At 57.0% G+C, this 13,203-nt stretch carries 10 protein-coding genes and 1 pseudogene; 5 read left to right on the plus strand and 6 right to left on the minus strand.

Going from position 1 to position 13,203, the window contains the following annotated elements; translation table 11 throughout:
- Positions 1-220, plus strand: a pseudogene (locus tag AB7E14_RS11260) (serine hydroxymethyltransferase); the annotation flags it as partial.
- A 48-nt stretch (positions 221-268) separates the two neighbouring features.
- On the opposite strand, the gene AB7E14_RS11265 reads toward AB7E14_RS11260, so the two are convergent.
- A complete protein-coding gene (locus AB7E14_RS11265) occupies positions 269-691 on the minus strand; it encodes a DoxX family protein (RefSeq protein WP_042999801.1) in 423 nt (140 codons plus the stop codon).
- 75 nt (positions 692-766) lie between these two features.
- Positions 767-1,960 (minus strand): ROK family transcriptional regulator, encoded by a 1,194-nt coding sequence (locus tag AB7E14_RS11270; protein ID WP_044327568.1) that lies wholly within the window; start codon positions 1,958-1,960, stop codon positions 767-769.
- Between the two features lie 113 nt (positions 1,961-2,073).
- On the opposite strand from AB7E14_RS11270, the gene AB7E14_RS11275 reads away from it, so the two are divergent.
- The 4 genes from AB7E14_RS11275 to AB7E14_RS11290 all read left to right on the plus strand — a co-directional run bounded on the left by AB7E14_RS11275 (position 2,074) and on the right by AB7E14_RS11290 (position 8,921).
- Positions 2,074-5,340, plus strand: coding sequence for a DUF5107 domain-containing protein (locus AB7E14_RS11275; protein ID WP_316962746.1), 3,267 nt, complete (start codon positions 2,074-2,076; stop codon positions 5,338-5,340).
- A gap of 71 nt (positions 5,341-5,411) precedes the next feature.
- Positions 5,412-6,851 carry a sugar porter family MFS transporter gene (locus tag AB7E14_RS11280; RefSeq protein ID WP_044327566.1) on the plus strand — a complete coding sequence of 480 codons (1,440 nt, stop codon included), beginning with the start codon at positions 5,412-5,414 and terminating at the stop codon, positions 6,849-6,851.
- Complete coding sequence (locus tag AB7E14_RS11285) at positions 6,851-7,693, plus strand: aldose 1-epimerase (RefSeq protein ID WP_316962745.1); 843 nt, start codon at positions 6,851-6,853, stop codon at positions 7,691-7,693. Before AB7E14_RS11280 ends, AB7E14_RS11285 begins: the two co-directional genes overlap by 1 nt.
- 88 nt (positions 7,694-7,781) lie before the next feature.
- Positions 7,782-8,921, plus strand: coding sequence for a 3-phenylpropionate MFS transporter (locus AB7E14_RS11290; protein WP_042999806.1), 1,140 nt, complete (start codon positions 7,782-7,784; stop codon positions 8,919-8,921).
- Here AB7E14_RS11290 and csiE read toward each other — a convergent pair.
- The 4 genes from csiE to AB7E14_RS11310 form a co-directional block, all read right to left on the minus strand.
- A complete protein-coding gene (gene csiE / locus AB7E14_RS11295; protein ID WP_316962744.1) occupies positions 8,913-10,193 on the minus strand; it encodes a stationary phase inducible protein CsiE in 1,281 nt (426 codons plus the stop codon). The two genes, AB7E14_RS11290 and csiE, sit on opposite strands and share 9 nt — an antisense overlap.
- 234 nt (positions 10,194-10,427) lie before the next feature.
- The gene (locus AB7E14_RS11300) at positions 10,428-11,027 is read right to left on the minus strand and encodes a KpsF/GutQ family sugar-phosphate isomerase (RefSeq protein WP_058586956.1); all 600 of its coding nucleotides are present in this window, start codon (positions 11,025-11,027) and stop codon (positions 10,428-10,430) included.
- Positions 11,024-12,661: an FGGY-family carbohydrate kinase gene (locus AB7E14_RS11305; RefSeq protein WP_042999809.1), complete on the minus strand. Its 1,638-nt coding sequence runs from the start codon at positions 12,659-12,661 to the stop codon at positions 11,024-11,026. The genes AB7E14_RS11300 and AB7E14_RS11305 overlap by 4 nt, the downstream gene beginning before the upstream one ends.
- Before the next feature lie 16 nt (positions 12,662-12,677).
- Positions 12,678-13,203 (minus strand): ABC transporter permease (locus AB7E14_RS11310; RefSeq protein WP_428169527.1); only part of this gene is annotated, 526 nt, incomplete at its 5' end.

Here is a 13,203-nt window from a genome sequence, read left to right on the forward strand (position 1 = left end):
CAAAAACAGCGTGCCGAACGATCCGAAGAGTCCGTTCGTCACTTCCGGTATCCGTATCGGTTCTCCGGCCATTACGCGTCGCGGCTTTAAAGAAGCGGAAGCGAAAGAGCTGGCGGGCTGGATGTGTGACGTGCTGGACAACATCAATGATGAAGCGGTGATTGAGCGCATCAAAGGGAAAGTTCTGGATATCTGCGCACGCTTCCCGGTTTACGCATAATTCCGTTTTGCTGCAAGCAAAAGGCCGCCGATGCGGCCTTTTTCCTTTTTAGCGCCGGTCAATGGAAATCGCGCCCGGCCCCGTCAGCGCCAGCAGCAGGAAACCGCCTGCGATACTGACATTCTTATAGAAGTTAATCATATTCGGTCCCACCGCATCACCGGTCATATTCCAGAAGTGATGACCGATCACGGCGGTACCCAGCGTATAGAAAACGAAAATAACCGCCAGTGGACGCGTGAAAAAGCCCAGCACAATCAGTATCGCTGCCGGAACCTCCATAACAACGGCAATGATCGCAGCAAGCATCGGCGCAGGGGTACCGAGAGACGTCATATACTGTACGGTACCGTCGAACCCTGTCAGTTTCGGAAAGCCAAAAATAATAAACAGAATTGCCAGCGCAATACGGGCAATCAATAAAAACAGATGGCGTGATTCTCCAAAATCAAAATAACGTAACGTGTTCATAGCAGGCTCATTAGCATGAGTAACGTACTTTAAAACTACTACACAACCCCGAGCCTCGCCATTCGCGCCATAAGCTTATATTTCGTTCAGTTGCGACTCCACGTACAGATAGCCAATGCCCATCAGTTGCTGGGCGCGGGTCAGCGTGCCAACGCTAATTTGCGTCGCTTTCGCCCGCGGGTTATCGCCGTGATCGAAAGGGTTAAACCCCGTCTGTTGCCGTAGCGTATTGAGCCAGGATTCACCAAAGGCGCAACTGCGTCCGTACAGCCAGATCTGGTTGATATTCAGGATATTAAGAAAGTTATACAGGCTTAAACCAATCGCGCTGGCGGCATGTTCCACCCATGCCTGAATGCGTACATCACCCTTGCGCCAGGCGTCGATCAGTAAATCCGTGGTCAGCGTTTCCGGATCCCTTCCCGGCACTGGCTGCGCCTTCATCCAGACTCTGGCCTGCTTTTTCAGCGCGCTCAGGGAGGCGACGGTTTCCAGACAGCCGTAACGACCGCAGTCGCAGGCGATCCCGTCGGGGTTAACAATGGTATGCCCAATCTGACCGCTGCCGTACAGGCTACCGCGCCAGATATTGTCGTGAATGACGAACGATGAGCCAATGCCGTAATCGACGTTAATCACGCAGAAGTCCTCGTTGGCCGCCGGGTTTTGCCACTTTTCCGCCAGCGCCAGCATCACGCAGTCGTTGTCGAGGCGGACCTGTATACCGAGTCGTTCCTCCAGCAGATACTTGATTTCCACCGGCGTTTTCCACGGCGCCTGTGGCATCGTTTTCGATGCACCGGTGATCGGATCCACCTGACCGTGGACGCCCAGCGCGAGGTTGATCGTGGTGTCGGGATAGCGCTGACGCCAGCGCCGCCAGTGGTTGGCTATTGCGGCAAGCAGCGCGTCAGGCGTCGCGGCGTTAATCACCTCATGCTGCCAGTCGCCAACCGCCACCAGACGCGCATCGGCCAGCTGGCTGGTCAGACTGGTCGGGGTGACGTTCATGCACAGCGTCCACGCGCCCTGTACCGGCAGATGAAAACTCCCGCTGCTGAGTCCGCGCTGGCTCAGCGTTTCACGGGAGTGGCACAGCCGCCCTTCGTCCAGCAATTCTTCAAGAATGTTACTCACCGCCGGAATCGACAGGCCGGTGAGCTGCGCCAGTTGCGATTTACTGAGCTGCTTTTCGCGCCACAAATGCGACAGGAAGATCTGTTTATTCGCCTGTCTGACACGGGCGTTATTGAATCCCGAACGCTGCATACACTTAACTCCCTTAACTATATTGCGTGAGCATTGCGCATTTTACCGCCAGTTAACTGCCACACAATACCCACAAGATGACATTTTACTTTTGTTTATTGAGTGGAGGCAGCATGTACGGTTCAGTTAAGGTCTGGCAGGAAACCCTCTCACTACCGACCTGGACGGTGGGTGAGGAAGATCCGAACCCGATGTTTCTGGAAAAACGGGTTTATCAGGGCTCCTCAGGTGCGGTTTACCCCTACGGCGTGATCGACACCCTGACCGGCAGGCGCGAGATGCGCGATTACCAGGCCGTGTGGATGGAAAACGATTTTATCCGCGTCATGCTGCTGCCCGAACTGGGGGGGCGTATTCACCGTGCGTATGACAAAGTGCAGCAGCGCGATTTTGTCTATTACAACGAAGTGGTGAAGCCTGCGCTGGTTGGCCTGCTGGGGCCGTGGATCTCCGGCGGGATCGAATTTAACTGGCCGCAGCACCATCGCCCCACCACTTTTATGCCGGTAGATTTTACACAGCGGGCAGGGGAACACGGCGAACAAACCGTCTGGATGGGTGAAGTGGAGCCGATGCGCGGTCTGCAGGTGATGACTGGATTCACCCTCTACCCGGATCGTGCGTTGATAGAAATCACCGGTAAAGTCTTCAACGGCAACGCCACGCCACGTCATTTTTTATGGTGGGCGAACCCGGCGGTGAAGGGCGGCGACGATCATCAAAGCGTGTTCCCGCCTGATGTCACGGCGGTGTTCGATCACGGCAAGCGCGATGTCTCCGCTTTTCCGATCGCCACGGGCACCTATTACAAAGTTGACTACTCGGCAGGGGTGGATATCTCCCGCTATAAGAATGTGCCGGTGCCGACTTCGTACATGGCGGAAAAATCGGACTATGATTTTGTCGGTGCCTGGCATCACGGTGAGCGCGGCGGGTTGCTCCATGTTGCCGATCATCACATCTCGCCGGGGAAAAAGCAGTGGAGCTGGGGCTACGGGGATTTTGGCGTGGCCTGGGATCGTAACCTGACCGATGAGAATGGCCCGTACATCGAATTAATGACCGGGGTGTTTACCGACAACCAGCCGGATTTCACCTGGCTTGCACCTTATGAAGAGAAGGTATTCGTCCAGAACTTCCTGCCATACAGTGAATTAGGAATGGTGCAAAACGCCAGTACCGACCTGGCGTTGCGACTGGTGCGTGATGAAAGCCAGCTGTCCGTTGGTGTCTATGCGGTTGCGCCATTGCAGGATGTGCAAGTGACGCTCAGTGCAGACGGCGCGCCTTTCTTCGAAACCACGCTGACGCTGGCACCGGGGAAAAGCTGGCTGACGACGCTTGCCGATTCGGGCTATGCGCGGATCACCATGACGGTCACCCGTCACGACGGTCAGACATTGCTGCAATACGAAGAGCATATTGCTGACGATTTGCCGCTGCCCTCGGCGGCAACGGCCCCGGCACAGCCGGAGGCATTATCTAACACTGATGAACTTTACTTTATCGGTCAGCATCTGGAGCAGTACAACCACGCCAGTCGTTACGCCGGGGATTACTATCGCCGGGCGCTGGAAATGGATCCGCTGGATTACCGCAACAACGTTGCGCTGGGGACGCTGGCACTGAACCAGGCTGACTGGGCGCAAGCTGAACGCTGCGCGAAAGCGGCATTAGCGCGGGCGCATCACCTGAACAAAAACCCGCGCGATGGTGAAGCCAGTATGCTGTTAGCCGCTGCGCGGGAGCGCCAGGGCGATTGCCAGCAGGCCTGGGATCATTACTACAAGGCGAGCTGGAGCGGAAACTGTCGCGACGCGGCCTTCTGGGCACTGGCCCGGCTTGCGATGGCGCGTGGCGATCATGCAGATGCACTGGCAAAAGTGACGCAGAGTTTGCGCTTTAACGGCAGCAACAATCTGGCGATGGGACTGAAAGCGCTGGTACTGGCAGAACTGGGACGCACGTCTGAGGCGCTGAAGTACATCGAGCAGCAGCTTAATGACTATCCGCTTAGCTACGTGCTGCACTATGCCCGCTGGGCGATACGCCGGGATGAACCGTCGAAAACGGCGCTTATCGCCATTACCGGTCGCCGAGGTACTAACGCCTGCGAACTGGCAGGATGGCTACTCTCTTTCGGTCAAAAAGCTGCAGCCCGCGAACTGCTGGAACTGCTGGACAGTCAGGAAACGCTGCCGTTGCTGTGGCGGGCGTCGCTGAGCGACCATCCGCAGCCGTTCATCGCCCAGGCGCGTGCTTGCCTGCCTAACCGGGTACGTTTCCCGAATACCCTCGACGAAGTACAGATGCTGCAAACGCTGGAGCATAGTGCTTACGCTCGCTATCTGTTGGGCTGCTTCTGGTACAGCAAACGCCGCTACGAAGAGGCGCTTACCTGCTGGCAATTTACCCTGCAACAGGAACCTGAATTTGCGCCTGTGCACCGTCTGCTGGGGATTTATGCGTGGAACAAACAGCACGATGCCGTCAAGGCACACCAGTATTTGTCGCAGGCCGTGGCGCTGGAACCTGATAACGCCCGTTTCCTGTTTGAACTGGATTACCTCAATAAACTCCTGGCGACGCCTGCCGAACAGCGTCTGCAACAGCTGGAATCGCGTAAGGCGGTGGTGTTCCAGCGTGACGATTTAACCGTGGAGTTGCTCAGCCTGTGGAACGGACTGGGCCACTACGATGATGCCGCGAAGGTGCTTGGCGAGCGCGTATTCCACCCCTGGGAAGGGGGCGAGGGGAAAGCGACCGGGCAGTACCTGCTGAACCAGATGCATCGGGCGCTGGCGGCGATCGGCAAAGAGGAATTCTCCGACGCGGTCAGTCTGCTACAACAGGCGCTGATCTATCCGCATAACCTGGGGGAAGGGCGCTTACCCGGACAAACCGATAACGATATCTGGTATCTGTTGGGCTATTGCGCTCAGCGTCAGGGATATCATGACGAAGCGCATCGTTACTTTGCCCGCGCCACTCGTGGCGGAAGCACGCTGGATGCCGGACGCTATTACAACGATCAGCCCGTGGACTATCTCTTCTGGCAGGGCATGGCGCTGAAACAGCTGGGTGAACGTGACGACGCAGAGCAACTTTTCCGCAGCTTCCTGCAATGGGTGACATCACAACGTGACCACGTGCCGGAGGTGGATTTCTTCGCCGTCTCATTACCGGATCTAGTGGTGCTCGATACGCCGGCGGAGGCAAAGCACCAGCAGCACTGCCTGTTTATTACCGCGTTGGGGCATCTGGGGCTTGGGGATTTATCCGCCTGCCAGCAGGCGCTTGACGCACTTCTGCAACAGAACCCGGCGCATGACAAAGCTCTGCTTTTGCGCCATGTCATCAGACTGGAGTTATTGCACTAAACCCTGAACCGGTGGCGGTAACGCCACCGGAAACCTACTGTTCCCTGCGTTTCCCTGAAAGAGGAATCATAATGAATAACGCGCAGACACATTTGAAAATCGGCTACGTCTGGACCATCTGTCTGGTCGCAGCCTGTGGTGGTTTGCTGTTTGGCTACGACTGGGTGGTGATTGGCGGGGCAAAGCCTTTTTATGAAGCGTACTTCTCGATAACCGATCCGGCGCAGTCGGGCTGGGCGATGAGCTCCGCGCTGGTGGGCTGTATTTTTGGCGCGTTGATTTCGGGCTGGTGCGCCGATAAATTTGGTCGAAAAATGCCGCTCATCCTCTCTGCTATTCTGTTCAGCGCCTCGGCATGGGGAACCGCCGTTGCCAGCAACTTCGACATGTTCGTGATTTACCGCATCGTTGGCGGCGTCGGGATTGGTCTTGCGTCAGCGCTCAGCCCGCTGTACATCGCCGAAGTCAGCCCGGCGGAAAAACGGGGGCGCTTCGTGGCGGTGAACCAGTTGACCATTGTCATTGGCGTGCTGGCGGCGCAACTGATCAACCTGATGATCGCTGAACCCGTTGCCACAGGGGCGACACAGCAGGCAATTGTTGAGAGCTGGAACGGGCAGATGGGCTGGCGCTGGATGTTTGGCGCGGAATTGGTTCCCGCGTTGGCCTTTCTGGTGCTGATGTTTTTCGTCCCGGAATCCCCGCGCTGGCTGGTGAAGGCGGGTAAACCGGAGCGTGCGCGTGCCATGCTGCAACGCATTGGCTCTGCGGAGTACGCCGGACAGACGCTAAAAGAGATCGAACACACGCTGCTCAAAGATAATCACAGAGTCGCATGGTCCACGCTGCTGCAACCGCAGATCAAACCGATCGTGATCATCGGCATGGTGCTGGCGGTCTTCCAGCAGTGGTGCGGGATCAACGTGATCTTTAACTACGCGCAGGAAATTTTCGCCTCTGCCGGTTTCGACATCAACGGTACGCTGAAATCGATCGTTGCTACCGGCATTATCAACCTGGTCTTTACCCTCGCCGCACTGCCGCTGGTGGACAAAATTGGCCGGCGCAAGCTGATGCTGTTCGGCGCATCCGGCCTGACGGTGATTTATGTGTTGATTGCCGGTGCCTACGGGATGGGGATTATGGGCTGGCCGGTGCTGGTTCTGGTGCTGGCGGCCATTGCCATTTATGCCCTGACGCTGGCACCGGTCACCTGGGTGCTGCTGTCTGAAATCTTTCCTAACCGCGTGCGCGGGCTGGCGATGTCGCTGGGTACGCTGGCGCTGTGGATTGCCTGTTTCCTGTTGACCTATACCTTCCCGCTGCTCAATGCCGGGCTGGGTGCCGCCGGGAGTTTCCTGCTCTACGGCGTGATTTGCGCAATGGGATATGTGTATGTGCTGCGTAATGTACCGGAAACAAAAGGCGTAACGCTGGAAGCGCTGGAAGAACAACTGGCGGCGAGACATTTGAAAGCCAGCCCGTCGGCACAGCCAAAAAGCGTGCGCTGATGACCACGCCGCTGACGCTGCATAACGCGCATCTGCGGATGCGCGTGGATCCTCAGGGCGGCGCGCTGTTGTCGCTGTTTTCGTTACAACATCAACAACCGGTTCTACGCGAAAGCGAGGGAAAAACCGCCGGTGATGGCGGGCTGTTTCCGATGCTGCCGGTTGCCAATCGCGTGGCCGGTAACCGCTTCAGCCAGCGCGGAACCGAGGTGCAATTGCCGTTATATGAGGCCGACGACGCGTTTTTCCTGCACGGTGACGGCTGGCTTAAACGCTGGGAAGTGACGGCGGCGACCGATGATAGCTGTTCGCTGCGTCTGCGCAATCAACTGGCATGTGGCTATGATTATCAGGCGGAACTGCAGTATGTGCTTGACGCGTCAGTATTCAGGGCGTCGCTGACGATCGCCCATCTGGGCAAGCGCCCCATGCTGTACGGCTGCGGTTTCCACCCGTTTTTTGTCTTTGATGCGCGAAGCACCGTGCAGTTTTCTGCCAGCGGTTACTGGCCGGAAGGCGAGCACCATTTGCCGCTGGCCTGGCAGAGTGAACTGCCGACGGAGGCTGATTTTACCAGGGCGCAGTATGGCGCGGATCGCTGGCTAAATGTGGGGTATTCCGGCTGGAGTGGGCAGGCGATCATTCAACGTAATGTGATGCGTGTCACGATTTCTGCGCAAACTCCCTGGCTTATGCTTTTCAGAATGCCAGGTGAGTCATTTCTTTGTCTGGAACCGCAGACGCATCCGGTGAATGCCCACCACATGCCGGGGCAGCCGGGATTGCGGATGTTAGGCTCTGGAGAACAGTGCCGATTCGCGATGGAGATTCGCGTTGATTAGCGACAAAACGTTGTTATGTTGCTGTTAATGTTCACTTGCGCCAGCCTGCGTTTATCGCCAGACTATCGCCTCCACACGGGAGGGGATCATGTCTTTGCACTCCACGCGCTGGCTGGCGCTCGGTTACTTCACCTATTTTTTTAGCTACGGGATTTTTCTTCCCTTCTGGAGCGTCTGGCTTAAAGGGCTTGGCCTCACGCCGGAGACGATCGGCCTCTTATTGGGCGCTGGTCTGGTCGCCCGTTTTCTTGGCAGTTTGATCATTGCCCCGCGGGTCAGCGATCCATCACGGCTGATCTCCGCGTTACGCATTCTGGCGCTACTAACGCTGATCTTTGCGCTGGCCTTCTGGGCCGGAACCCATGTCGCCTGGCTGATGGTGGTAATGGTCGGCTTTAACCTCTTCTTCTCGCCGCTGGTGCCGCTCACGGACGCGCTGGCGAATACCTGGCAAAAGCAGATCACCATGGATTATGGACGGGTGCGTCTGTGGGGATCGGTCGCGTTTGTGATTGGTTCGGCGCTAACCGGCAAACTGGTCAGCCTGTTTGATTACCGGGCGATTCTGGCGCTGCTGACGCTGGGCGTCGCCTCAATGTTGCTGGGAATGCTGATTCGCCCCAGCGTGTTGCCCAAAGGGGAAAACCGTCACCAGGAGAGCGCTGGCTGGCCCGCCTGGCGTTCGCTGGTCACACAAAGCTGGCGCTTTCTGGCCTGCGTCTGTCTGTTGCAGGGGGCGCATGCCGCCTACTACGGTTTCAGCGCTATTTACTGGCAGGGGGCGGGGTATTCCGCGTCGGCGGTCGGCTATCTCTGGTCTCTCGGCGTGGTGGCAGAAGTGATCATCTTTGCCCTGAGCAATAAGCTGTTCCGCCGCTTTAGCGCCCGCGATCTGTTACTGCTCTCCGCCATCTGCGGTGTGATTCGCTGGGGACTGATGGGCTGGACGACGGCGCTGCCGTGGCTGATTGTGGTGCAGATCCTCCATTGTGGCACCTTTACCGTCTGCCACCTGGCGGCGATGCGTTATATTGCGGCGCGTCAGGGAAGCGAAGTCATTCGTCTGCAGGCGGTCTATTCTGCTGTGGCGATGGGCGGCAGCATTGCCATCATGACCGTGTTTGCTGGCTTCCTGTACCAGAATCTGGGCAACGGCGTCTTCTGGGTGATGGCGCTGGTGGCGTTGCCGGCTATGGTACTGCGGCCAAAAGTGGCCGCTTCAGCCTGATTCCAGCATCTTGCGGATCTGCTGCTGCTGATGTGGCGTCAGCGCCTGATCCGCATGAATCAATGGGGGTGAAAAGAGCGGCAGCAGCGTGGCGTAAGGGGTAACAATCAGCGCCACGCCGCGCGGTGAGCCTTCCTGCTGGAAAGTTCGCATCGGCAATGGCTTGATGTTCAGCGGCAGTAGCGTCAGTTCACGTAGTTGTTGTTCTATCTGCTGCTCCAGTTGCGGATTATCACCGGTCAGTAAGACGACCTGTTTCTCATGCAGGTCATTATCCTGCATCAGCCATGCGCCAAAAATCACCGCCACCAGTCCCGTCTCTTCTTCAGAAAACTCAACGGCATACTCTTCTTCAAACCCGCGTAACGCATCGCGGGTGGTACGCATCAGACGCGGATAGAGGCGGGCGAACTCTTCTGGCAAGGTGTTATCGATGCCAATCGAAAACAGGCAGCGGTTCAGCGCCTGGGACAGATGGATATAGAGCTGATCGTTTAGCCCCTGCTCGTCGTTAAAACGCACTGCGCCCATTTCGCGAAAACGCAGGATCAGGCGGGCGATCGCCAGGCGCAACCGCCGGTTCTGCTGGTGGTTATCGCGAATCGGGTCCGGGATGCGGACCATCGAAAACAGCAGCGCCATAAACAGCGATTCCGTTAATGGCGCATCCTTGCGGACACGACGCTGCCAGTGACGGCCAATCTCCTGCGCTAACGCGTATTCAGCGCAGGATTGCGCCCAGCGCTGCTGGACGGGATTGAATTCTGGCGAGATCCCCGCGTGATGCTGCAACAGACAATATTGCAGATAGAGGCGCAGGAACTGGATGTCCCGGCACTCGAACGGCTTTTGCAGACGACGCGCACAAAGGTTAATCAGCGCATGCAGATTGGTATCGTCATACAGCGTGCGCAGGATCCCCCGCTGTTTTAGCTCAATTTTGAGGGCGGGGGCAAAGTGTTGATTAATGAACGCCGGACACAAACGCAGGCCGCGTCTGAGCCAGTGTAAGAGGCAGAGGCGTTGGTTAAGCGCAGTACCTTCGATCCGGTAGCACCCATTCGGACCAGTGCTGATGCTAAGTCGATGATAGCGTTGGATCTCCAGTCCCGTTTCGACAATATCCTCACGGGCAACAGTATCATCGACACCATTTAGCGCACTGAACATTTCCGCGGTGGCAATCTGCCCCGGCTGGAAAAGCGTCAGCAAAACCTGGCAACGGCGCTGGGGAGCAGAAAGTACAGATGGCGGAGCAAGCGTTGTCATCATCTGTCGGATCTCCCTTAGGTATGTTAGATAAGAATAGCTAAAGTTTTTCCATAGCCATTACGAATGAAATGTTTTGCGTCAGGAATGCAGGGAGAGGTCACAGAATTTTTCACGTGTGCAACCGTGTAAGAGAGTTTAACGCAGCGCTTTATTAGGATTTTCCGCGTTTTTATCTTCAGATTGTGCAGTAAAAAGCCTCGCCAGGGGAGACGAGGCTGAAAGGTTATTAATGGATTAACGATCCTGTCGCAGGGTTAACCCGACATCACCACCCGGATGCACGGCCAGCAGTGTTTCTCTGGTATAGCCGCTTTCACTCATCAGGCAGGCGCAGGCAGCATCAAAGATCGCAATCACCAGCATGATGGAGGTGGTCGCCAGCATGTTCAGTGGATCCGCCTCGCGCTGGACGCCGGTGGAAATCACCAGTCGGGCGGCCTTTGCAATGGCGGAATCCGCGTTTTCCGTAACGCTGATAATCGGCACGTTGCGCGCCGCAAGGCCTGGCAATAAGCGCGTGAGCTCGTCAGAGTTACCGCCGCGCGAGAGTAAAATCATCCGATCGTCCGCTCGTAAAAAACCGAGATCGCCGTGCGCGGCATCGGTGGCGTTAAGGTAGATCGCCGGGCGCTCAACGCAGGAGAGCATGTGGGCGATTTTACGCGCCGCAATGCCAGAGGTGCCGACGCCGGTGACCACGATTTTCCCCTGACATTCACGCAATTCCGTCATTAATGCATTCCAGACCGGTTCGCTCAAATGCTGACCCAGACCGGCCAGCGCCTCACTGTAGAGGGTCCAGGTATCGGTGGCCTGTTGCCATGGGCTACTCATGCGTCCCCCTGCATCAACTGACGGTACTTCATGTGATCCTGATACATCTCGTGGAACACCTGATATTTACGGTCGTAATACTGCTTAATGCGATTGGTCTGCGGGGTGACCGTTTTACCTATCCGGCTCATGGCCGACATTGCTTCCGGGAAGGTCTCGAACACGCCGGCGGCGATGGTGCCCATCATTGCGCCACCGAGCAGCATCGCTTCGCTCTCTTCCGGCAGCAGCATGGCGCAACCAGTGGCATTGGCATGTTCCTGCACAAAGATAGGGTTCTTGGTGCCGCCGCCGCTGGCCATGATGGTGTCGATGCTGTACCCACTTTGGTTCATGGTTTCAATGATGTGACGCGTACCCAACGCGATGGCCTGAATGGTTGCCAGATAGTGCAGCGCCATGTCTTCCGGCGTGCGGGAAAGCTTCAGCCCACTGATCGCCCCGGTCAGCGTCGGATTGGCGCGCGGCGAACGGTTGCCGTGGAAGTAGGGCAGAATATGAATATCACGGGTCAGAAAGGCGATATTCTCCGGCTCGCCTGCCATTTTACGCAGCAGCGCGTTCAGCACTTCATAAATGGTTTGCCCCTGCGCTTTGGCTTGCGCCAGCAGCGTATCGTAACAAGGGTGCGACTGAATAATGTGGTCGATCAGCGCGCCGGTCGCGGACTGTCCGCCTTCATTGAGCCAGTATTCCGGCAACACGGCGGAATAGTAAGGACCCCAGACGCCGCCAATAAAGCGAGGCTCTTTTGAGATCGCCATATGACCGGTTGAGGTGCCGCCAATCAGGGCAACGCGACGGTCAAAGTCAGCGACTTCGCCAGAGACACCGCAGGCGCCAAGCGTGCCGAGGGTACCCGCATGGGCATCGATGATCGACACGCTGACGGCGGTGCCCGGAATCAACCCCATTTCACTGGCGGCGCGCTGAGTCAGTCCGTGACCAAGCGGTTCGCCCATCGTTTTCACATAGCGACCAATTTTTGCCGCATCGTGCTCCAGCAGATCTTCCAGTCCGATCTCGCGGAAGTAGCTGGCATCCCACTTGTCTTCATGGCCCATGTAGGTCCATTTGCACACTGTGGAACACAGTGAACGCGTGTCGTCGCCGGTGGCGCGCCAGGTCAGGAAGTCGGGTAAATCAAAATAGTAGCCCGCGTTGGCCCAGGTGTTAGGCATATGCTGTTTCAGCCACAGCAGTTTCGGCGTCTGCATTTCCGGGGAGATGATCCCGCCTACGTAGTCCAGCACCCGATGGTGCATCGCGTTGATACGCTCGGCCTGGGTGATGGCGCGGTGATCCATCCACACGATGATGTTTTGCTCGCTGCGCCCGGAAGGGCTGATGGTCAGCGGTTTGCCCTCCTTATCCAGCACCACCAGCGAACAGGTGGCGTCAAATCCCAACCCTTTCACCTGAATGGGGTTGATATCGGACTGATTAATGGCATCACGAACCGCGTTGCAGACGGCCTGCCAGATGTTATCGGACGACTGCTCGACGAAATCGGCCTGCGGGCGGTAAATTTCAATCGCGCGAGTGGCCTGACCGACCATTCTGCCGTTGAGATCAAACACCCCTGCGCGAGCGCTGCCGGTTCCTACATCCACACCAATAAAGTAACTCGCCATAATTTTTCTCCTGAAATCAGGCTCTACGATTCTGTAATGCGATAAAGAGGATGAGTACCGCGCCCCAAAGCGCCATCGTCAGATAGCTACTGATCCCCAGCAAGTTAAAGCCGCTTTCCAGCATTTGCAGCACAACCAGCGCCAGCACCAGGCCGATGATACGGCCAAATCCGCCGTCCGGATTGATGCCGCCCAGCACCGAGGCGAGAATAGTGACCAGCAGATAAGACTCACCGTATCCGGCCTTCGCCGAGTTGAATTTCGCCATCATTAAGATTGCGGCCACCCAGCCGAGCAGGGCGGAAATGACGTAGACGGAAATCTGCACCCGAACGGTATTCACGCCGCTGTAGCGGGTCGCCTGTTCGTTGGATCCCATCAGATAAAGACTACGCCCGAGCGTGGTGTGTTCCAGCAATACCCACAGCAGCACCGCAACCACGATGAACAGCAGCAGAGCCACGGGAATACCTGCGAGGGTGGCGTTGCCGAGGTACTGAATTGCCGCCGGGAAGCCCGAAATCACCGTGCCGTTAGAGAGT

Origin of the sequence: Citrobacter sp. (assembly GCF_050252275.1) — a bacterium.
Taxonomy (GTDB): Bacteria; Pseudomonadota; Gammaproteobacteria; order Enterobacterales; family Enterobacteriaceae; genus Citrobacter_A; species Citrobacter_A amalonaticus.